This is a genomic window from Micromonospora cremea, assembly GCF_900143515.1.
In the GTDB taxonomy this organism is placed as follows: Bacteria; Actinomycetota; Actinomycetes; order Mycobacteriales; family Micromonosporaceae; genus Micromonospora; species Micromonospora cremea.
Genome location: NZ_FSQT01000002.1, coordinates 3,358,098 through 3,378,508, shown reverse-complemented (window position 1 = coordinate 3,378,508; position 20,411 = coordinate 3,358,098). Strand labels below are relative to the sequence as shown.

Annotated in this window: 18 protein-coding genes and 2 pseudogenes; 7 read left to right on the top strand and 13 right to left on the bottom strand. The window is 72.2% G+C overall.

Annotation, left to right across the window (positions count from 1 at the left end; translation table 11 throughout):
- Positions 1-17: 17 nt before the first annotated feature.
- From BUS84_RS29325 to BUS84_RS29300, 6 genes are all read right to left on the bottom strand, one after another.
- Positions 18-983, bottom strand: coding sequence for a PLP-dependent cysteine synthase family protein (locus BUS84_RS29325; protein WP_074317410.1), 966 nt, complete (start codon positions 981-983; stop codon positions 18-20).
- A gap of 11 nt (positions 984-994) precedes the next feature.
- Positions 995-1,375, bottom strand: a complete 381-nt coding sequence (locus tag BUS84_RS29320; protein ID WP_074317408.1) for a MoaD/ThiS family protein — start codon at positions 1,373-1,375, stop codon at positions 995-997.
- Positions 1,376-1,441: 66 nt separating this feature from the next.
- On the bottom strand, positions 1,442-1,930 hold the full coding sequence (locus BUS84_RS29315; RefSeq protein WP_074319202.1) for a M67 family metallopeptidase: 489 nt from the start codon (positions 1,928-1,930) through the stop codon (positions 1,442-1,444).
- Positions 1,931-1,983: 53 nt separating this feature from the next.
- On the bottom strand, positions 1,984-2,478 hold the full coding sequence (locus BUS84_RS29310; protein ID WP_172899170.1) for a DUF2017 domain-containing protein: 495 nt from the start codon (positions 2,476-2,478) through the stop codon (positions 1,984-1,986).
- 61 nt (positions 2,479-2,539) lie between these two features.
- Entirely contained in the window at positions 2,540-2,830 is a 291-nt protein-coding gene (clpS, locus tag BUS84_RS29305; protein ID WP_074319200.1) for an ATP-dependent Clp protease adapter ClpS, read from the bottom strand.
- 148 nt (positions 2,831-2,978) lie between these two features.
- Entirely contained in the window at positions 2,979-4,529 is a 1,551-nt protein-coding gene (locus tag BUS84_RS29300; RefSeq protein ID WP_074317406.1) for a hypothetical protein, read from the bottom strand.
- A gap of 197 nt (positions 4,530-4,726) precedes the next feature.
- Here BUS84_RS29300 and BUS84_RS29295 point away from each other — a divergent pair, with 197 nt between their 5' ends.
- From BUS84_RS29295 to BUS84_RS29280, 4 genes are read left to right on the top strand one after another with little or no spacing between them, the layout of a single operon-like run.
- On the top strand, positions 4,727-7,405 hold the full coding sequence (locus tag BUS84_RS29295; protein ID WP_074317404.1) for a LuxR C-terminal-related transcriptional regulator: 2,679 nt from the start codon (positions 4,727-4,729) through the stop codon (positions 7,403-7,405).
- A gap of 16 nt (positions 7,406-7,421) precedes the next feature.
- Positions 7,422-8,708 (top strand): nicotinate phosphoribosyltransferase, encoded by a 1,287-nt coding sequence (locus tag BUS84_RS29290; protein ID WP_074317403.1) that lies wholly within the window; start codon positions 7,422-7,424, stop codon positions 8,706-8,708.
- A 52-nt stretch (positions 8,709-8,760) separates the two neighbouring features.
- Positions 8,761-9,342 carry an isochorismatase family protein gene (locus tag BUS84_RS29285; protein WP_074317402.1) on the top strand — a complete coding sequence of 194 codons (582 nt, stop codon included), beginning with the start codon at positions 8,761-8,763 and terminating at the stop codon, positions 9,340-9,342.
- A gap of 40 nt (positions 9,343-9,382) precedes the next feature.
- Positions 9,383-10,633 carry an MFS transporter gene (locus tag BUS84_RS29280; protein WP_074317400.1) on the top strand — a complete coding sequence of 417 codons (1,251 nt, stop codon included), beginning with the start codon at positions 9,383-9,385 and terminating at the stop codon, positions 10,631-10,633.
- Positions 10,634-11,429: 796 nt separating this feature from the next.
- Here BUS84_RS29280 and ctaD read toward each other — a convergent pair.
- Positions 11,430-13,190, bottom strand: coding sequence for an aa3-type cytochrome oxidase subunit I (gene ctaD, locus BUS84_RS29275; protein WP_074317399.1), 1,761 nt, complete (start codon positions 13,188-13,190; stop codon positions 11,430-11,432).
- 119 nt (positions 13,191-13,309) lie between these two features.
- Complete coding sequence (locus tag BUS84_RS29270; protein WP_074317397.1) at positions 13,310-14,416, bottom strand: FAD-dependent monooxygenase; 1,107 nt, start codon at positions 14,414-14,416, stop codon at positions 13,310-13,312.
- Positions 14,417-14,720: 304 nt separating this feature from the next.
- Here BUS84_RS29270 and BUS84_RS29265 point away from each other — a divergent pair.
- Positions 14,721-15,176: pseudogene (locus tag BUS84_RS29265) on the top strand (GH12 family glycosyl hydrolase domain-containing protein); the annotation flags it as partial.
- On the opposite strand, the gene BUS84_RS38745 reads toward BUS84_RS29265, so the two are convergent.
- The 3 genes from BUS84_RS38745 to BUS84_RS38400 form a co-directional block, all read right to left on the bottom strand.
- Positions 15,083-15,562 (bottom strand): MFS transporter, encoded by a 480-nt coding sequence (locus BUS84_RS38745; protein ID WP_167627062.1) that lies wholly within the window; start codon positions 15,560-15,562, stop codon positions 15,083-15,085. The pseudogene BUS84_RS29265 and the gene BUS84_RS38745 sit on opposite strands and share 94 nt — an antisense overlap.
- Positions 15,563-15,629: 67 nt before the next feature.
- The gene (locus BUS84_RS29260) at positions 15,630-16,037 is read right to left on the bottom strand and encodes a hypothetical protein (protein WP_074317395.1); all 408 of its coding nucleotides are present in this window, start codon (positions 16,035-16,037) and stop codon (positions 15,630-15,632) included.
- 499 nt (positions 16,038-16,536) lie between these two features.
- Positions 16,537-16,692 carry a hypothetical protein gene (locus BUS84_RS38400; RefSeq protein WP_159451083.1) on the bottom strand — a complete coding sequence of 52 codons (156 nt, stop codon included), beginning with the start codon at positions 16,690-16,692 and terminating at the stop codon, positions 16,537-16,539.
- Positions 16,693-16,932: 240 nt separating this feature from the next.
- On the opposite strand from BUS84_RS38400, the gene BUS84_RS40295 reads away from it, so the two are divergent.
- Entirely contained in the window at positions 16,933-18,312 is a 1,380-nt protein-coding gene (locus BUS84_RS40295; protein WP_244298765.1) for an MBL fold metallo-hydrolase, read from the top strand.
- 49 nt (positions 18,313-18,361) lie between these two features.
- Here BUS84_RS40295 and BUS84_RS40290 read toward each other — a convergent pair.
- Positions 18,362-18,697, bottom strand: a pseudogene (locus tag BUS84_RS40290) (class II fructose-bisphosphate aldolase); the annotation flags it as partial.
- A 40-nt stretch (positions 18,698-18,737) separates the two neighbouring features.
- Between BUS84_RS40290 and BUS84_RS29240 the strand changes: the two are divergent.
- The gene (locus BUS84_RS29240; protein WP_074317390.1) at positions 18,738-19,067 is read left to right on the top strand and encodes a hypothetical protein; all 330 of its coding nucleotides are present in this window, start codon (positions 18,738-18,740) and stop codon (positions 19,065-19,067) included.
- 106 nt (positions 19,068-19,173) lie between these two features.
- Here the strand turns inward: BUS84_RS29240 and BUS84_RS29235 are convergent, their stop codons facing one another.
- Complete coding sequence (locus BUS84_RS29235) at positions 19,174-20,373, bottom strand: citrate synthase (protein ID WP_074317388.1); 1,200 nt, start codon at positions 20,371-20,373, stop codon at positions 19,174-19,176.
- Positions 20,374-20,411 lie beyond the last annotated feature (38 nt).

Here is a 20,411-nt window from a genome sequence, read left to right as displayed (position 1 = left end):
GCGCAGACCATGTCTGGTCAGGCCCAGAGCTGGCCCTCCAGGGCGTCCTCGGCGTCGGTCAGTGTGCCGCCGTACACGCCGGTGGACAGGTACTTCCAGCCGCCGTCGCACACCACGAAGGCCACGTCGGCGCGGCGGCCGTCGCGGACCGCCTCGTGCGCCACGGCGAGGGCGGCGTGCAGGATGGCGCCGGTGGAGAGGCCGGCGAAGATGCCCTCCACGTCGACGAGCTGCCGGGTGCGCAGCACCGCGTCCCGCGTGCCGACCGAGAAGCGCCGGGAGAGCACCGAGGCGTCGTACAGCTCCGGCACGTACCCCTCGTCGATGTTGCGCAGGCCGTAGACCACCTCGCCGTAGCGCGGCTCGGCGGCCACCACCTGGATGCCGTCGGCCTTCTCCCGCAGGTAGCGCCCAGTGCCCATCAGGGTGCCGGTGGTGCCCAGCCCGGCCACGAAGTGCGTGATGGTGGGCAGGTCGTGCAGCAGCTCCGGCCCGGTCGTCTCGTAGTGCGCCCGGGCGTTGGCCTCGTTGCCGTACTGGTAGAGCATCACCCAGTCGGGGTGCTCGACGGCGATCTGCTTGGCGGTGGCGACGGCCTGATTGGAGCCACCCGCCGCCGGCGAGAAGATGATCTCGGCGCCGTACATCCGGAGCAGCTGGATCCGCTCGGTGGAGACGTTCTCGGGCATCACGCAGACCAGCCGGTAGCCGCGCAGCTTCGCCACCATGGCCAGCGAGATGCCGGTGTTGCCACTGGTCGGCTCCAGGATGGTGTCACCCGTCCGGAGCCGGCCGGCCTCCTCCGCCGCGCGGACCATGAACAGCGCCGCCCGGTCCTTGATGCTGCCGGTCGGGTTCCGGTCCTCCAGCTTGGCCCAGAGCCGCACTGGCGGGGCGCCCTCGGGCACCGTCGGGGAGAGCCGGGGCAGGCCGACCAGCGGCGTGCCCCCGCAGGCGTCGAGCAGGCTGTCGTACCGCGCCATGACGGCCGCCCTCAGCGGGCGGCGACGGCACCGCGACGGCTGTCGCGCGCTACCGCCGTCGCGCGGACCGAAGCGGCACTGTGCTGGCTGATCGCCGCTGCCGCGGCGAAGCCGAACGCGCCGCCGGCCACGGCCGGCAGGATGGTGATGCTGTCGCCGTCGGAGAGCTTGGCGTCCAGCGCGCCGAGGAAGCGGACGTCCTCGTCGTTGACGTAGACGTTGACGAATCGGTGCAGCGCGCCGGCCTCGGTGACCAGCCGGCCCCGCAGCCCGGCGTGCCGGGAGTCCAGGTCGGCGAGCAGGTCGCTCAGGGTGTCGCCGGAACCTTCGACGACCTTGGCGCCGCCGGTGTAGCTGCGCAGGATGGTGGGGATGCGAACCTCGATGGCCATGATGTCGTGCTCCTCATTCGGGTGTGCCAGGGTGACGGGACGGAAACGGGTGCGGACGCTGACGGGTCAGCGGCCGGAACACTCGTAGTCGACCGTCGCCGGGCTCTGCCCGAACATGTAGGACTGGACGGCGTGCGGGTCGACCCCGGCCTCCACGATCCGAACCGGCTCCTCGGTCACCACGCCGTCGACGATCCGGAACGACCGGATCTCCTCGGAGTCGGGCTCGCGGGTCGAGACGAGCAGGTAGTGCGCGCCGGGCTCACCGGCGAAGGAGATGTCCGTCCGCGACGGGTACGCCTCGGTGGCGGTGTGCGAGTGGTAGATGACCACGGGCTCCTCGTCCCGGTCGTCCATCTCCCGCCACACCCGCAGCTGCTCCATCGAGTCGAACTCGTAGAACGTCATCGACCGCGCGGCGTTGTCCATCGGGATGTGCCGGGTCGGGGTGTGGCTGCCGACGGGACCGGCGACCACGCCGCACGCCTCGTCTGGGTGGTCCCGGCGCGCGTGGGCGACGATCGCGTCGATGATCGACCGGTCGATGCTCAGCACGTCCACCAGCCTAACGCCTGCCGGGTACCGGCCTGAAGTGGTGCCGGTCACGCCTAATCGATCAAGGCGTTGAGCAGCGACTCCTGTAGATATCCGAGGTACGCGTAGACCGACAGCTGGAACACCCGGCTGGAGGCCGGGTCCTCGGCGACCGCGTCGTCCAGCTCCTCACCCAGGTCCGTGCCGTCCTTGATCTCCAGCCGGACGCCCATCGCCAGCCGGGCGTCGTTCAGCGCCCGCAGCCACGCCTCGGCCGCCTCGGCGTCCAGCCGCACCTCGCCGCCCGCCTCGTCGGGCAGAGCAGCCAGGATGGCCCCCGCCTGATCGATCTTCGCGGTCTTCAGGTCACCCTCGGTGTAGCGGCGGAACTCGGCGGAGCCGGCCGCGTCCTCGGGGTAGACCGCCGGGAAGAGCCGGCCGACGACCGGGTCGGTGTGGTCGAAGCCGTCGGTGAGCAGACCGACCACCTCGGAGGCGACCTTGCGCAGCACGCGCACCTCATCGACGGCGAAGGTGGCGACGTAGCGGCCGGCCTGGCGACGGAACATGCTCACGATGCCCACCCTGTTCGCGCCTGCGCGGCTCGCAAAACCGGCCCACTCCTCGCGCTCACGAGCGATCCACCGTCGCCCACAGCCCGTACGCGTGCAGCTGCGACGCGTCGTGCTCCATCCGCTCCCGGGCACCGGTGGAGACCACGGCGCGGCCCTTGTGGTGCACGTCCAGCATGAGCTGCTCGGCCCTCTCCCGGCTGTAGCCGAAAAGCTTCTGGAAGACCCACGTCACGTACGTCATCAGGTTGACCGGGTCGTCCCACACGATCGTCACCCACTGCCGCTCGGACGCCGGCACCTCGTGAGTGTCCGGCGTCTCGACCGGTGCAACCTGCGGAGCCGCCATGCCCCCCATCGTGCCACCGGTTTCCCGGAACCGAGGAACCGGAACGCCGGCCCGGCGAGGATCACCCAACCCGGCGTCCCCGGCCTCGCCCCCGAGGCCGGCGGACGCGAGGTGCCGCACGGGGCCGGAGCAGGGCGCAGCCACGCCGTCAGGCGAGCAGGATGCCGTGATCGACTGCATCGGAGAGCACCGCGCCCAGCGAGAGGCGGATCACCTCGAAGCGTCGGGAGATCTCCCGGGACAGCCCCAGCTCAACCTCCCGCAACGCCCGCTGGGACCAGGCCCGGGCGGCGTTGTGGTCGTCATTGCCGGGTGTACGCCACTGCTGCCAACATCCGCCGGAGAGCGCCACCGCGACCGGCGGAAGCACCTCGTCGCGGAACGCCCTCGGGTAGCCGTCGAGCGCGTCGATCGCCTCCGGACCGGTCAGCGAGGCCACCCCGGCCGTGCTGGTGATCAGCAGCACCCGGTCCAGGTCGCGGCCGGGCCGGTGATCGGCCAGGCCGTACTGCACGGCGGTGGCGATCCGGCGGCGCACGCCCTCGGCCGGTGGCGCCCCGAGCACCCGGGCCGCGGCGTCCGCCACGACGCCCCGCACCGCGTGGTCGCACTGCGCGGTGGCCAACAGCGACAACGCCGCCATCTCCCGGTCCAGCAACTCCGGCAGGCCGGCGCAGCCGACCCCGAAGACGATCTCCTGCACCACCCGCAGGTGGGCGTTCGCCAACTCCAGCGCGAGGTGCTGGCGGATCCGCTGAGCACAGGAGCGGGTCTGCCGGTCGAGCTGCTCGGACCAGTCCCCCGGGTCGGACACCACGGACACCCGGTCGTGCTGGCCCGGCAGCACCGGCGGATCGGCACTGGCCCGCTGCAACCCCTCGTGCGCCGCCCAACCCACCAGCGCCCGGCGCAGGTCGGCGGCGGACTCGGCGTCGTCGACCGGGAACCACCGCGCTCCGGCCAGCGAGGGCACGGCCGCCAGCAGCGCCGCCCGGTGCGCCGCCACAGTCACCGCGACCGGGTCCACCTTCCCCGGCACGGCGTGTGCCGGCGGGACGGACGCCCCCGCGTCCTCCGTCGTCGCCGCGCCATCGGGCAGCGGGGCCCAGCCCGCCGCGCCGGGGGTGACCGCGAAGACGACCTTCACCGGGGCCGGGGCCACCTCGGCGAGCAGGTTCAGCTCCGCGGCGGTGAACGCCTGATCGGCCGCGATCACGAAGAGCAGCGCGCCGGCCCGGCCGACCGCGTCGAGCACCACCCGGCCGCCGGCGACGCCGAGCGCGCCGGTGTCCGGCGTGTCGACCAGGGTGAAGTGCCGCAGCAAAGGCTCGGGCACGCTCAGCTCAACCCGCCGGGGCGGGCGGGCCAGCGCCGGGCCGGCGGCGTCCCGGTCCGCGCCGTAGGAGTGCGGTTGGCGATAGCCCGGCACGTACGCCGCCCGGGTGGGCGCCTTGGCGTGTCGAACCACCAGCCAGCTGCCCGCCGGCACGGTGAGCATGACCGGGTCGAGCCCGAGCAGGGTGGCGAGCACCCCGCGACGCTCGGCACCGGCGGGGCCGACGGCGACCACGCCGAGCGGCTCCTCCGGAGCGGGGCCGATCACCCCGATCCGGGTGGGTAGCGGGCCGCAGCGCGGCAGGTCAGCTGGGCCGGCCATGTCGCCCGGCGAATCGACCGAGGGGAGAGGGCCCTGCTTCATCGGGTGGCCTCCCATTACGGGCGACCGGGCGTCCGGTCGCGTGGAAACTCCGGTGACGGTACCCGGATGCCGGAAGACTACGGGCGGCCCGGTGCCCGGGCGGAACACGTCAAATACTCACCGATAATCCCGAGATTACTCAACTTCGCTGCGTGACGGTGCGGACGCGGACAGATTTCGATGGATATGCTGCCGGGATGAGTCGATGGCAGTTCGTCGGCCGAACCGATGAGCTCAACCGCCTGCTGGCGGCAGTGACCGGGGAGGCCGGCCGAGGGCTCTTCTTCAGCGGCAGCGCGGGCATCGGCAAGAGCCGGCTGCTGCGCGAGGGCGTGAGCACGCTGCCCACCGACCGGTACGCGATCTGGACCATCGCGGCCAGTGCCACCACGGCCGCGCTGCCGTTCGGCGGGCTGGTGCAGGTCCTCCCCGCCGAGCAGCCCCAGGGCCTCTCTCCCGCCGGCATCCTCCGCTGGGCGCTGGGCGTGCTGCAACAGCAGGCCGCCGGCCGGCGGATCGTGCTCGCCATCGACGACGCGCACCTGCTCGACCCGCCCTCCGCGGCGCTGGTGCACCTGGTCGCCCGCGCGGAGAACGCCACCGTGGTCGGCACCCTGCGCGACGGCGAGCAGATCCCGCTGCCGATCCGCGCACTCTGGACCGACGACCTGGTCGAACACGTCGAGCTGACCCCGATGCCACCGGCGGAGACCGCCGGGCTGCTGGCGACGATCCTGGGCGGCCCGGTCGACGCCGGCTCCGCCGACCGCCTCGGCCGGCTGTCGGCCGGCAACCCGCTGCTGCTGCGCGAGCTGGTGCACGCCGCCAACGGCAGCGCGGAGCTCAAGCGCACCTACGGCATCTGGAAGTGGACCGGGCGGCTCGAGCTGGCGCCCAACCTGACCGACCTGATCGACACCCGCGTCGGGCAGCTCACCGACGGCGTCCGCGCGGTCGTCGAGCTGGTCGCCTTCGGCGAGCCCCTGGGCCTGCACCTGCTCAACCAGGCCGCCGACCCGGCCGACGTGGAGATCGCCGAAGAACGTGGGCTGATCAGCGTGGTGCAGCACGACCGGCGGACCAACGTCCGGCTGGCCCACCCGCTCTACGGCGAGGTGATGCGCCGCCGCTGCCCGGTCAGTCGCACCCGGCGACTCCAGGCGAGCCTCGCGGAGCTGCTCGAGCGGGTCGGCAAGCGCCGCCGCGACGACCTGTTGCGGGTGGCGGTGTGGCGGCTCGACTCGGGCACCGCGCAGGACCCGGCCCTGCTTCTGGACGCCGCGGTGCAGGCGTTCACCCGCTACGACGTGCCGCTGGCGACCCGGCTCGCCCGCGCCGCGCTAAACGCCGACGGCGGCTCGGACGCAGCCGAGCTGCTGGCCACCATCCTGATGTTCGCCGACCGACCGGACGAGGCGATCGAGGTCCTGGACGCGGTGAGCCCCGACCCCGGCGACGAGCGGCGACTCTGCCGGTGGCTGACCGTGCGGGGGATGGTCAGCTACTGGGGGCTGAGCCGGGAGTCCACCGTGGAGGAGATCGCGTCCCGTGTCGAGCACCTCGGCGATTCCGCCGACCGGGCCCGGGTGCACGCCTTCGAGGCGATCATGCGACTGCACCGGCTGGACACGAGCACCGCCGTGCGGCTCAGCCAGCGGGTGCTGGACCGGCCGGCGGCCAGTGTCGCCGCCCGCGAGCTGGCCCGCAGCACCATCGCGTACGTCCAGGCCGCAAAGGGCCAGCTGAGCCGCAGCGGTACGGCCATCGCCCAGGTGCACTCCGCGGCGGCCAGCTGGCGGACCGACATGCCGTACCTGCAACTGGCCCTGGAGTTGGCCCGGGGCACCCGGCTCATGCTCACCGGTGACCTGGCCGGCATCGACGCGATCGTGGCCGACGAGTTCGCCGACCTCGCGGGTGCGGGGGACTTCCGGCTCGGCACCGGATACCTGGCCATCGTCCAGGCGTACGCGGCCCGACTGCGCGGGCAGAGCGACGCGGCGATGCGGACGTCGCTGGGCGCCTGCGCGGTGCTGGCCACCAGTCGGGTCTACGCCGGTCTGGCCCAGGCCGAGCGGGCGCAGGCGGCGGCGCTGCGCGGCGACGCGGCGCAGGCCACCGAGGCGATGGCCGAGGCGGACCGCACCCACGCACCGGGCATGGCGGTGCTCTACCCGTGGCTGGAGCAGGCCCGCGGCGCGGTGCTCGCCGCGACGGGCGACCTGCCGGGCGCGATCAAACAGCTCAACGACCTGGTGGACCGGCTGCGCGCGGACGGCTTCGCCGGGCACGAGGTGCACGTCCTGCACGACCTGGTCCGGCTGGATCAGGCCGGCGCGCCGGTCGGGCCCACCTGCTCCGACGGCAGCCGGCGCACCGTCGCGCAGCGCCTCGCCGAGCTCTCCGAACAGGTCGACGGCGTGCTCCCGCCACTGCTGGCCCGGCACGCCCGGGCCGCGGTGACCGACGCCGCCGCGGATCTGCTCGCGGTCGCCGACGACTACGTCGCGCTGGAGCTGCACGTGTACGCCGCCGAGGCCACCGCCCAGGCCCTGCACCGGCTGCGCCGGCAGCACTCGGCGGCGGCCGGCGACGCCCGGGAGCGCCTTGCCGGGCTGCTCAGCCGCTGCGACCTGATCCGCACGCCGGCGCTGCAGGCCGGGGCGCCGGTGCTGACCGAGCGGGAGTGGCAGGTGGCCCGGCTCGCCGCGCACGGCGCGACCAGCCGGGCCATCGCCGAGCGGCTCTACCTCTCCGCACGGACCGTGGAGAACCATCTCCAGCGGATCTACACCAAGCTCGGCGTGACCGGCAGGGCCGAGCTGTGGGCGGCGCTGCGATCGATCCCGGGCCACGAGGGCGGCGACGCGAGCTGAACCTTAGGCTGGGGCGGTGAGCACCCTCCGCCCCGCGCTGCTGACCGACCACTACGAGCTGACCATGGTCAGCGCGGCCCTCAGGGACGGCACCGTCGACCGCCGCTGCGTCTTCGAGGTGTTCAGCCGCCGGCTGCCAACCGGGCGCCGGTACGGCGTGGTCGCCGGCACGGCCCGGCTGATCGAGCTGATCCGCGACTTCCGGTTCGACCCGGCGGAGATCGACTTCCTGCGCCAGACCGGGGTGGCCGACGACGCGACAGCGGCCTGGCTCGCCGACTACCGCTTCACCGGCGACGTCGACGGGTACGCCGAGGGTGAGCTGTTCTTCCCCAGTTCGCCTATCCTCACCGTCTCCGGCGGCTTCGCCGAGTGCGTGGTGCTGGAGACGCTGGCGCTCTCGGTGCTCAACCATGACAGCGCGGTTGCCGCCGCGGCGGCCCGGATGGTGACCGCGGCACGCGGCCGGACGCTGATCGAGATGGGATCGCGCCGGGCGCACGAGGAGGCCGCGGTGGCCGCGGCGCGGGCCGCGTACCTGGCCGGTTTCCAGTTCACCTCCAACCTCGCCGCCGGTGCGCGCTACGGCATCCCGACGGCGGGCACAGCGGCACACGCGTTCACGCTGCTGCACGACGACGAACGGGCCGCGTTCGCCTCGCAGGTGGCCACGCTGGGCAAGGACACGACGCTCCTGGTCGACACGTACGACATCACCCAGGGCATTCGCAACGCGATAGCGATGGCCGGGCCCGAGCTGCGGGCGGTGCGGATCGACTCGGGCGACCTGGCGGTGATCGCCCAGCAGTCCCGGGACCTGCTGGATTCACTGGGCGCCACCGAAACCAAGATCATCGTCTCGGGCGACCTGGACGAGTACTCGATCGCCGCGCTGGCCGCCGAGCCGGTGGACATGTACGGCGCGGGCACGGCGGTGGTCACCGGCTCCGGAGCGCCCACCGTCGGGCTGGTCTACAAGCTCGTCGAGGTCGACGGACGGCCGGTGGTGAAGCGCTCCGAGCAGAAGGCGACCATCGGCGGCCGGAAGGTGGCGGTCCGCCGGCACAAGCCGACCGGCACCGCCACCGAGGAGGTCATCTGCCCGCAGGGCGTGCCGGACCGGCAGCCCAACGACCGGTTGCTCCAGCGCTCGTTCGTGGTCCACGGCGAACCGGTGGCGCGGCCCACCCTCGACGAGTCGCGGGAGCACCTGCGGGAGTGCCTGATCTCCATCCCCTGGGAGGGGCTGAAGCTCTCCGCCGGCGACCCGGCCGTGCCGGTCACCGTCGTACCCGCCGACTGAGACCATCCGGGCCCCGCCACACGGGTCCCGGCCGTGACGAGAGGAGCGCCCAGTGCGCAACGCGCTGATCATCGTGGACGTGCAGAACGACTTCTGCGAGGGCGGCTCGCTGGCCGTCGGGGGCGGGGCGGGGGTGGCCGCCGGCATCTCCCGGCTGCTCGCCGCCGAGCCGGACCGGTGGACGCACGTGGTCGCGACCAAGGACTACCACATCGACCCGGGCGCGCACTTCGGCGATCCGCCGGACTTCGTGGAGTCCTGGCCCCGGCACTGCGTGGTCGGCACCAGCGGCTCGGAGTTCCACCCCGACCTGGCCACCGAGCGCGTCGAGGCGATCTTCCACAAAGGCGAGCACGCGGCGGCGTACTCCGGGTTCGAGGGGCACGCCGACGACGGCGAGTGCCTGGCCGACTGGCTGCGCCGGCACGACGTGGACCGGGTCGACCTGGTCGGCATCGCCACCGACCACTGCGTCCGGGCGACCGCGCTGGACGCCGCCCGGGAGGGTTTCGCCACCACCGTGCTGCTCGATCTGACGGCGGCGGTCGCTCCGGACACCACCGACGTGGCGCTGCGGGCGATGGACAGCGCGGGGGTGACCCTGAACGGTCAACCTGTGATCAGGGCCGCATGACGAGGTAAATCGTTGGTCATCGGCCCGCCACCGGTCGAGGATGTCGCCGGAGGTACGGACCCACGTGAACATGAAGCCTTACCGGGAAGCGCTCGCTCTGCCCGGCCTGCGGTCGCTGCTGCTGGTAGCCGTCCTCGCCCGGATTCCGCTCACCGCGACCGGGGTGACGCTGACCTTCCACGTGGTGCTCGACCTGGATCGGGGCTACGGGGCGGCCGGCCTGGTCGGCGCGGCCATCACCGTGGGCGCGGCGATCGGCGGCCCGTTGCTCGGCCGGCTGGTGGACCGGCGTGGCCTGCGCCCGGTCCTGGTGCTCACCGGGATCGCCGAGGCGGTGTTCTGGGCCACCGCGCCCTCGCTGCCGTACCCGCTGCTGCTACCGGCCGCCTTCGTCGCCGGCTCGCTGGCCCTGCCGATCTTCTCGGTGGTCCGGCAGTCCATCGCCGCGCTGGTCCCGGAGGACCGTCGCCGCCCGGCGTACGCGCTGGACTCCATGTCGGTGGAGCTGTCCTTCATGATCGGCCCCGCGCTGGCCGTGGCCCTGGTCACCGCGATCTCCGCGCGGACCACCCTCTACCTGGTCGGCGCCGGGATCGTTGCCGCCGGCATCGCCCTGTGGCTGCTCAATCCGCCGATCCGCGGCGCCGCGGAGCCCACCGGCCCGCGGCGCCGGGTGCCCCGCCGCGAGTGGCTGACCCCGCGCCTGCTCGCCGTGCTGGCCGTCAGCGCCGCCGCCACCCTCGTGCTCGGCGGGACCGACGTGGCGGTGGTCGCCGTGCTGCGGGAGAGCGGTGAGGTCGGGTGGACCGGGGCGGTGCTGGCCGCCTGGGCGGTCGCCTCGCTGGTCGGTGGCTTCGCCTACGGTGCCGTGCACCGCTCGCTCTCACCGCTGGCGCTGACCGCGGCGCTCGGCCTCTGCACCATCCCGGTCGGGCTGGGCGGCTCGCACTGGTGGCTGCTCTGCCTGGCGCTGATCCCGGCCGGGGCGCTCTGCGCGCCGACCATCGCGGCCTCGTCCGACGCGGTCAGCCGCCTGGCACCGGCCGAGGTACGCGGTGAGGCGATGGGCCTGCACGGATCCGCCGTCACCGTCGGCATCGCGGTCGGCGCACCGCTCGCGGGTGCGGTGATCGACGCCAGCGCCCCGCTCTGGGGCTTCGTGGTGACCGGTGCGCTGGGCGCGTTGGTGACCCTGGTGGTGCTCCCGATCGAGCTACGTCGCCGCCGCAACGCGGACGCGGCCGCCCTGCCGCCGCCCGTCGAGACCGACCTCGCCCCCGCCGCCCGCTGAGGCCGGCACGTCACCGCCTGGCCGGGAACCTGCCTCCCGGCCTGGTCGTGAGAAGCCCCTGGCCTGGGCGGGAAGAGCCCCCAGCCTGAGCGGGAAGAGCCCCCAGCCTGAGCGGGAAGAGCCCCCAGCCTGAGCGGGAAGAGCCCCCAGCCTGAGCGGAAACGCACCTCTCCGGCCTGGCCGGGAAGAGCCTGTCCGGCCCAGGCCGGCACGAGGCTTCCCGGCCTGCACGCGCTTAGTCGGTGCGGGCCGCGCCCAGCCAGCGTCGGGCCGAGCCTGTTCGTGGTGGTCCGCGCCCAGACGACGGCGATCGTCATGCCGCCGATGCCGCTGCCCGCCAGCATGTGCCGGAAGAGGGTTATACCTGTGAGTCATAACTATGACTCGCAGGTATAACGCTGATCAGGAACAGGTGGCCCGGCGGGCCGTCAGGCCGGGTCGGGCCGGGCCGGGCGGTGACAGGCCGGGCCGGCCGTTGACGGGCCGCGCGGTGTTGCGAGCCGTGGCGGGCCGGACGGGTGGGCCGAGCGGTGGGGCGAACCGTGCCAGGCCGAGCGGTGGCGGGCCGAGCGGTGGGGCGAACGGTGGGGCGAGCGGGTGGGCCGACCGTGGCGGGCCCGGCCGGGCGGTAACGGGCCGGGGAGTGGCGGGCCGAGCCGAGCCATGGCGGGCCGAGCCGGGACGAGTGGCCATCGGGTCGGGCCGGACCCGGGCGGCGCCGGGCCGGGCATGGCGACGGGCGCCGCTTCCGGTGGTCCCGGTGGCGGCGCCCGTCGTACAGCTGCGGAGCTGGTTGTCAGTTCCGGTCGACGTCGCTGGCGATGTCCTCGCGGTAGCTGGCCCCGCCGTCCGACTCGCTGGTGAGCGGCTTGGAGCCACCCTCCGGCGGGCCGGCCAGGCTCTGGCCGCCGGCGGCCAGCTCCGGGAACTTCGCGTCGAACGCCGGCCGCTCGGAGCGGATCCGGGGCATCCGGTCGAAGTTGCGCAGCGGCGGCGGGCTGCTCGTCGCCCACTCCAACGAGTTGCCGTGACCCCAGGGGTCGTTCACCTCGACCACCGGGCCGGTCTTGTACGACTTCCAGCAGTTGTAGATGAACGGCAGCGTCGAGATACCGGTGATGAACGCGCCGATCGTGGAGATCATGTTCAGCGTGGTGAAGCCATCGCTGGGCAGGTAGTCGGCGTACCGGCGCGGCATGCCCTCGTTGCCCAGCCAGTGCTGCACCAGGAACGTGGTGTGGAAGCCGATCATGGTGAGCCAGAAGTGCACCTTGCCCAGGCGCTCGTCGAGCATCCGGCCGAACATCTTCGGGAACCAGAAGTAGATGCCCGAGAAGACTGCGAACACGATGGTGCCGAAGAGCACGTAGTGGAAGTGCGCCACCACGAAGTACGAGTCCGACACGTGGAAGTCGATCGGCGGGCTGGCCAGCAGCACACCGGTGAGACCACCGAAGAGGAACGTGACCAGGAAGCCGACCGCCCAGAGCATGGGCGTCTCGAAGCTGATCTGGCCCCGCCACATGGTGCCGATCCAGTTGAAGAACTTCATGCCGGTGGGCACGGCGATCAGGTAGCTCAGGAAGCTGAAGAACGGCAGCAGCACCTGGCCGGTGGCGAACATGTGGTGCGCCCAGACGCTCATCGAGAGCGCGGCGATCGCGACGGTCGCGGCGATCAGACCCTTGTAGCCGAAGATCGGCTTGCGGGAGAAGACCGGAATGACCTCGCTGATGATGCCGAAGAACGGCAGCGCGACGATGTAGACCTCGGGGTGCCCGAAGAACCAGAACAGGTGCTGCCAGAGCATCGGCCCACCGGTCGCCGGGTCGTACACGTGGGAACCGAGCATGCGGTCCGCGGCGAGCGCGAAGAGCGCGGCGGCCAGCAGCGGGAAGACCAGGATCACCAGCAGGCTGGTGACCAGGATGTTCCACGTGAAGATCGGCATCCGGAACATGGTCATGCCGGGCGCACGCAGGGTGAGCACCGTGGTGATCATGTTCACCGCGCCGAGGATGGTGCCCAGGCCGGAGATGGCCAGACCCATGATCCACATGTTGGCGCCGATGCCGGGCGAGTGCTCGACGCTGCTCAGCGGCGCGTACGCGAACCAGCCGAAGTCGGCGGCGCCACCCGGGGTGATGAAACCGGCGGTCGCCATCGTGCCGCCGAACAGGTACAGCCAGTAGGCGAAGCTGTTCAGCCGCGGGAAGGAGACGTCGGGCGCGCCGATCTGGATCGGCACGATGTAGTTCGCGAAGGCGAACACGATCGGCGTCGCGAAGAACAGCAGCATGATCGTGCCGTGCATCGTGAACAGCTGGTTGTACTGCTCGGGCGACAGGAACTGCAGCCCGGGTCGGGCCAGCTCAGCCCGCATGATCAGGGCCATCAGGCCACCGATCATGAAGAACGCGAACGCGGTGACCATGTACATGATCCCGATCTGCTTCGCGTCCGTGGTACGCAGCAGCCGCGCGATGGCCGACCCCTTGACCGGCTCCCGGACCGGCCAGGGCCGGGTCACGACCGGCTTGGGTGCGACGGTGGTCACGAGTGGCCTCCGGTTCTCGGTTGTCCCGCTCGGCACACGCTGGTTATCTGCGGGCCGTCATCCGCAAGGAGGATAGTCCCCGGCAGGTCGCAGCGCCGCGTGGGGTGGCGGGACACGATCTACAGCGGGCCGACCAGCAGCCGGTAGTGCTCCCCGAAGATCCGGCCGCCTCGACCGCGCAGCAGCGGGTCGCGCAGCGCCGGCGGCACGTCGCGGGTCCGGTTGCGGTCCCGGGTCCGGTCCCGCACCCATCGGGTACGCGGGCGGCGGCGGCTCTCGTACGCCACCAGCGCCGCCTCCACGCTGCCGGCGGCGCGCAGCGACTCGGCCAGCACCACGGCGTCTTCCAGCGCCATCGCCGCACCCTGGGACAGCGTCGGCGCGGTGGCGTGCGCGGCGTCGCCGACCAGCAGCACCCGCCCCCGGTGCCAGCGGCCCAGTTCCACCTCGTCGGTGATCCCGACGTGCACCCGGTCGAGCGCCGCCAGCACCTCGGGCACCGGGCCGCGGTAGTCGGCGAAGAGGTCGCGCAGCCGGGCCAGTGGGTCGGCGGGCGGGTCGGTGCCGGCCTCGTCGGCGTAGCAGTGCAGCCGATTGGCGCCGATCGGCACCAGCAGCATCCCGGAGCGCTGACCGAGCAGGGCGGTCCACTCGGTGACCGGAGGGCCATCGCGGAGCACGGCCCGGTAGACCACCTGCCCGACCGGGCGGGGCGGCCCGCCGAGGGAGGCCAGGGTGCGGACCGAGGATCGCGGCCCGTCGGCACCGATGACCAGGTCGTACTCGGTGCTGGTGCCGTCGGTGAAGGTGACTCCGACCCCGCGCGGGAGCAGGTCCAGGGTGCGGACCTCGGCGCCGTGGCGGACGGCGCCGCCGGCTCCGCTGAGCAGCACCCGGTGCAGATCCGCCCGGGGCAGGGCCCGGCATTCGCCGACGCCGGCCCAGAGGGCGTCGAGGTCGACCTCGCAGAGCGGTGCGCCCGCGGCGTCGAAGAAGCGCTGCCGGTGGATCACCTGCCCGAGCGGGCGGACCGGGTCGTGCAGGCCCAGTCGGTGCAGCGCGCGGGCGGCGTTGCCCGGCAGGTAGAGGCCCGTCTCGGTGGACTCGCCCGGTGGCAGCTTGTCCGTGACGTCCGGCCGGAAGCCCGCCAGGCGCAGCGCCCGGGCCACGGCCAGGCCGGCAATGCCCGCGCCGACGACGAGGATGCGCAGGGGGGAGCCACCCATGGTGGTGTACGCCTCCGGAGGGGATACGGCACGCGTTGGAGGCAACACGCTACTCGGCGCTATCGGCGCACACCAGGGCCCGATCGGCCCGCCCGGAGACGATCGTTGGGCGGCCCGCGCCGGTTAGCTGGACGTCCGCCGACGGCCGTCCGGCGCGGGCGTGGCAATCCTCACATTTCATCAGTTTGACGCGTACGGTTGCGCGTCAGTTTCAGACATGTAAATGTGTCGGTGAGCGTGGGAGCGCTCCCGCATTCGCCCCGACCCGTCCGGCGCCCGGCACGCGCCGCGGTCAAGGAGCGTCATGAAACGTCCACTTCGGGCATTGGTCGCCGCCGGCCTGCTGCTCGGCGGCTCGATCGTCGCCGTGGCACTCGGCGGCAACGCCTCCGCCGACACCCAGATCTGCGAGCAGTACGGCTCGACCGTCATCCAGAGCCGGTACGTGGTGTGCAGAACAACCGCTGGGGCACCAGCGCCAAGCAGTGCATCAACGTCACCGACACCGGCTTCGAGATCACCCACCCAGAACGGCAGCAACCCCACCAACGGCGCGCCGACGGCGTACCCCTCGGTGTTCTTCGGTTGCCACTACACCAACTGCTCCCCCGGCACGAACCTACCGATCCAGGTGAGCCAGATCAGCAGCGCCACCAGCAGCATCAACTACCGGTACGTCAGCGGCGCCATCCACAACGCCTCGTACGACATCTGGCTGGACCCGACGCCCAGGCGGGACGGGGTGAACCAGATGGAGATGTGCGAGAGCATCACGTCCCTCGCCGGACCGCGGATCGCCTTGCCGGCACGCTCCGCGATGAACAGCGCCGCAGCCAGCCACAGCGCGGTGGTCAACCCTAGAGCGGGCACGGCGACCATGGTCACGGCGTAGCCAAGCAGTACGAGGGGCCAGTAGGCCCGGGTACGGTCGGCGAGGGGCCCGGTGCCCAGCCGCCCGGCCAAGGCGAACCCCTCCCCCACGCCGGTGACCAGCCCGACGAGGGTCGCCGATGCGCCGAGGGTGGCCAGGTACGGGCCAATGACCGACCGGGCACCCTCGTACACCACGTCCGACAGCAGGCTGACCACGCCGAACACGGTTACGAACCGCCACGGCGTCCACCTGATCGCGCGCGGAGCTTTCACCCCTGCAGTCTGCCGACCGATACCCGGCCTGGGGGTCGATCAGCGCAGTGGTGCCGCCCGTCGGCCGTCAGCTGGCGCGATTCAGCACGCGCCGGCTGTTGCGTGCCCGCCCGTACTCGGGTGCCCGGTGACCGTCGTCACCCAGCATCCGTCGCGCGGCATCAAGCCCGGTCAGCACCGCCCCGTAGGCGGTCACCTCCCGCTGGAAATGCTCGACCTTGGAATACCAGAACTTCAGCTCGGGGTTCATCGATTTCGCATTGATGTAATTGACGATGTCGGTCTGCGGAGTGATGCCGCGGCGTGCGTAGCAGCGGTCGAAGCGAGCCTTCGTCCGCTCGTACTTCTCGGTCATCGCGGTCAGGCTGGCCTCGGCCTCCAGCAGCCTGACCTGCAGGTACTGCAGGTACGTCGGGGGTACCGCCAGGACGGAGGGCGCGGTCCGGGGCGCGGGCGGGGCGGGCATGACGGTCACCGCACCCGGCGGACGACACGATGGTGCCGCTCGCAATAGCTGGGCACTCCGGCAGGTCGCCAGCTCCGGCCGGCGAGCGGGCGGGCAGGCGATCCTCCAGCCGGTGCCCGCCGTCGACGAATGAATCCACCTTGGAACAGCATGATCGGCCGCCCTCCCTCTGCGCGGTAGACCGGGCTACATCGCACCGCCAGCGGACGAGGGGGCCCGGTCGGCCCGTGGAGCCAGACAGATCGCCCCTACCCGCCCCGGCGCAGTGACGTCCTTCTACCCACGCCGACGGCCGAATATGCCACGCGCGGTTACGGAGGATTACAGGTGCCGTGTCACTGTCCTCGAGCATCCCGGCAGGCACCGATTCGACAATGTCCTCGACCCCGCGTCCCGGCACATACCATTCGCGGTCTTCGTCGAATTTGACCAGCGGTCATGACGACCTCCAGTCTGTTGCACCTCCCGCTTGCCGCCGCGCTGGTGACGATCCTCGCCGTACGCCGGCTCAGGCCTCGAGGATCCGCCAGCAGGCGGCCAGGTGCTGCGGGTCGAGGCGCGCGTTCGCGGACGTCTGCGGCGTAGAGGTGACGTCCTCGTCGGGGACCAACGTCAGGCCGGCCCGGCGTGGCCTCCGCCCGGAAGCCAGAACCTTCGCGACCATCGTCAGGCAAACGTGCCGGACCATCGTCGGCTGCCGGGGGTCGAGCCGACCGAGTACCGGCGCGAGCCGGCTTATGGCCACCGGGTTCGACCGCGGGCCGGCCGGATCGGGTCGGGCGTTGACCGGCCGGTCCAAGTGCGTGGGCGGCGGTGGCGAGGACGACGACCGCCTCGTACCCGGGGAAGAGTTGCGCTGGCACCAGGAACCGGGTGGGCGGCCGGTCCGAACGGGACCGGGCGGGTGTCCCGCGCTTCGTTCGGCTCCACCCGCGTGGCCGGTGGCTCGGCCTGCGGCTGCCAGACGACGCTGAACGCGACCGCGGGCACCGATGCGGCGGTCGGCCGGCACGGCGATGAAACGGCCATCATCACGCGGCAACCGTGGCCCTTTCGTCCGCGCTCGTTCCGGGGCTCGATTGGGTACGGCGATGGGGGCTCGTTTGGGGGTGTTCCCGAAACGAGCCACCGGACGAACCCTCGCCCCGTGTGGTGTCAGGTGCCTGGCCTGCCCAAACCTGGCCGTCCGGCACCGGCTGAGCATGATCAACCTGTCCCGACTCCCTACTTCTTAGGGATCCCCAGGGGTTCTTACGCCGCGCAAAACGGCATCTACGTTCAGGCGGCGCGTCAGATAGGGAGCAGTGACACAAAGTGGTTCGGCTGTGACAGGCTGGTCGGTATAGTCTTCACGATGCGGCTCACCGTTCTCGGCGGATGTGGTGTCTGGCCGGAGGCGGGCCAGGCGTGCAGCGGCTACCTCGTGGAACATGACGACTTCCGGCTGCTCGTCGACGTCGGCTACGCGACGATGCCGCGGCTGCTGGAACACGTCAGAGCTGACCAGGTCGACGCGGTGTTCGTCAGCCACGGCCATCCCGATCACTGCGCCGATCTCAATCCCCTGCTGCGGGCGCGTACGCTGCGCGACGACCGTCCCCCACCGCTACCCGTGTACGCGCTGCCGGGTGCGCTGGACGCGGTGCTGGCGCTGGACCGTCCCGGCATGCTGGACGCCGCCTACGTGCTGCACGAGTTCACCGCCGGCAGCGACCTCACCATCGGCCCGTTCCGCGCCCAGACCCGGCTGTTATCGCACTGGGTGCCGAACGCCGGCGTGCGGCTGGCTGCGGGCGGCCAGGTGATCGCGTACACCGGGGACAGCGGCCCAAGTTCGGACGTCGTCGATCTGGCACGCGGTGCCGACCTGCTCGTGGCCGAGGCGACCTACCTGGACGAGGTGCCGGAGGACTCGAAGGGCTTCCAGTCGAGCGCGCGCGACGCCGGTCAGCAGGCTGCGGCGGCCGGTGCGCGACGCCTGCTCCTGACGCACCTGCGGCCGGGTACGGACCATTCCGCCGCCCGGGCGGCGGCCCGCGACGAGTACGACGGTGAGGTCGATGTCGCGACGGCCGGCGTCATCCTGGATCTTCCCGAGGACCAGCCTTGCACCAGGTCAGCCGCGCGACGATGCGAGAAGCCGGAGGAAGTGCTCGACGGCCTCCGTCATCGCGGCCCTGCCGACGGACAGGTACGCGCGTGGGTCGGTGACGGCGCGATCGTCGGCGAGGCGGGCGCGGATCGCGGAGGTGAACGCGACGTTCAGCGCCGTAACCAATGTTGATCTTGGCGATTCCACCGGCCGCCGCTCGCACGAGTTCCTCGTCCGGCACCCCTGATGAGCCGTGCAGCACCAGCGGCACGGCGACGGCGTCCCGCAGCTTGGCGATCAGCGCGTGGTCGAGGGTTGCCGTCCGGGTGGTCATGGCGTGCCTGCTGCCGACCGCCACGGCCAGCGCGTCCACCCGCGTCGCCGCCACGTACGCCGCCGCCTGGTCCGGATCCGTGCGGGAGCCCGGCGTGTGGGCGTCCAACGGCGCCTCGCCGTCCTTACCGCCGATCCAGCCCAGCTCCGCCTCGAGCCAGAGTCCCCGCTCGTGGGCCCAGTCGGCGACCCGGCGGGCCGCCTCGACGTTGGCCGCGTAGGGCAGCCGCGCCGCGTCGTACATCAAGATCAAGCCGGACTGGCAGTCGTACGAGAGCCTGCACGTGGTCGGCAACCTGCTCTACGCCATGGGCCGCCGCCCGCGCGGGGCCTGGTTCGCCTACGACCTGAGCACCCGCACCATCGTCATGGAGGGTGGCCTCGGCGGATACGGCCAGTTCAACGGGATTGACGGCCGGGTCTTCTCCTGGGTGCACTGGACCAACGACATCTGCGAGCTGCCGACCGTCCCCGACGGCGAGGTGACCACCCTGTACGACAACGTGCCACGCGGCTGGTACAACAACCCGGCCTTCAACTTCACCCCGCACGGCAGGTCGACCTGGGAAATGCTCGGCATGGACCTCGCCCGCTTCCCGCTGCCCGGGAAGTAGTTCGCAGCCGGAAGAGTGGATCGACCTTGTCGTCCCGTCGCTACGCCCGGCCCGCGACGGGGGCCGTCGCGTCCAGCTGCCGTGGCCCCGCGCCGTGAGTCGGAGTTCACGCCGGCGCGGGGGTTGGCCCGGTGTAGCCGCTGCTCCACCGGAACCGGTTGTTCGGCTGGGCGTACTCCTCGATGACGTGCGCGATCCAGCCCGCCGTCCGGGCGACTGCGAAGATCACCTCCGCGGCGCCCGGCCCCATGCCAGTCACGTGCGCCAACGCGGCGACGGCGAAGTCGACGTTGGGCAGGGCGCCTCGCCGGGCCGCCGTGGTGACCAGGTCGTCGACGGTTCGCCGCAGGTCGCCCCCGACCGGCAACCGCGCGACGAGATCGAGCAGGGCCGCCCCGCGCGGGTCGCCCTCCGGATACAACGAGTGCCCGAAGCCGGGCAGGCCGCCGGTCCGCAGCCATTCGGCGATCGCGGCCGACGCCCCGTCGCGCAGCGCGGCCTCGATGAACCGGTAGACGCTGCTGCCGACCGCTCCGTGCATCGGCCCGTCCAGCGCACCGAGACCGGCGAGCACCGCCGCGTAGGGGTTCGCGCGGGTCGATGCCGCAACGCGTACCGCGATGGTCGACGCGGCCAGGTCATGGTCGGCGAGCAGGACGAGTGCGGCGTTGAGCGCCCGGACGCCGTCCGCGGACGCCGGCGTGCCGGTCAACCGGGACCACAGGCGGGTTGCCAGACCGTCGTCCGGCGGTGTCCCGCCCACGAGGGGCAGAGCATCGACCATGGTGGACAGCAGCGCGGGCGCGAGAGCCGTGACGGTGGCCGGCGCCAGGTCGAAGCGCAGCGGGTCCGTCGCGGCCGCGACGGCCACGATCACCGGCAGCCGGTCGAAGGGCCGGGCCTGGGCGGGCAGGTGGTCGCCGGCCTGCCCGGCCCGATCCCGGGTTTCCGCGGACGCCACGAAGGCGTCCCGGCGCCGCTCGCCCGTCCAGAGCCAGTTCGCGACCTCCTCGAACGGGGTCACCGGCGCGAGCTTGGCGGCGTCCAGCCCCCGGTAGTGCAACCGCCCGTACGCGATCAGGGTGGTGGCGGTGCGCATCGCCGGGGCGACATCACGTTCCGGCCGGGTCGCCTGTGTACGGGAGGCCAGCCGCTCCACGTCGGCCAGACGGAAGCGACTGATCCGCTCGCCGGGAACCTTGACTCTGTCGAGCACCCCACGGCTGACGTACGCGTAGATGGTCTCCGGCTTGATGCGCAGGCGGTGCGCCACCTCGGCGGTCGTCAGCAGTTGGTCCCCCGACATGTGGCCATGCTCTCACGTTGACTGGATCAATGTTGACC

Excerpts from the sequence above, each read along its gene's own strand:
- BUS84_RS29325 (WP_074317410.1), bottom strand. The coding sequence starts at position 983 with ATGGCGCGGTACGACAGCCTGCTCGACGCCTGCGGGGGCACGCCGCTG.
- BUS84_RS29320 (WP_074317408.1), bottom strand. The coding sequence starts at position 1,375 with ATGGCCATCGAGGTTCGCATCCCCACCATCCTGCGCAGCTACACCGGC.
- BUS84_RS29310 (WP_172899170.1), bottom strand. The coding sequence starts at position 2,478 with ATGTTCCGTCGCCAGGCCGGCCGCTACGTCGCCACCTTCGCCGTCGAT.
- clpS (WP_074319200.1), bottom strand. The coding sequence starts at position 2,830 with ATGGCGGCTCCGCAGGTTGCACCGGTCGAGACGCCGGACACTCACGAG.
- BUS84_RS29300 (WP_074317406.1), bottom strand. The coding sequence starts at position 4,529 with ATGAAGCAGGGCCCTCTCCCCTCGGTCGATTCGCCGGGCGACATGGCC.
- BUS84_RS29295 (WP_074317404.1), top strand. The coding sequence starts at position 4,727 with ATGAGTCGATGGCAGTTCGTCGGCCGAACCGATGAGCTCAACCGCCTG.
- BUS84_RS29280 (WP_074317400.1), top strand. The coding sequence starts at position 9,383 with ATGTCGCCGGAGGTACGGACCCACGTGAACATGAAGCCTTACCGGGAA.
- BUS84_RS29270 (WP_074317397.1), bottom strand. The coding sequence starts at position 14,416 with ATGGGTGGCTCCCCCCTGCGCATCCTCGTCGTCGGCGCGGGCATTGCC.
- BUS84_RS38400 (WP_159451083.1), bottom strand. The coding sequence starts at position 16,692 with ATGGTCGCGAAGGTTCTGGCTTCCGGGCGGAGGCCACGCCGGGCCGGC.
- BUS84_RS29235 (WP_074317388.1), bottom strand. The coding sequence starts at position 20,373 with ATGTCGGGGGACCAACTGCTGACGACCGCCGAGGTGGCGCACCGCCTG.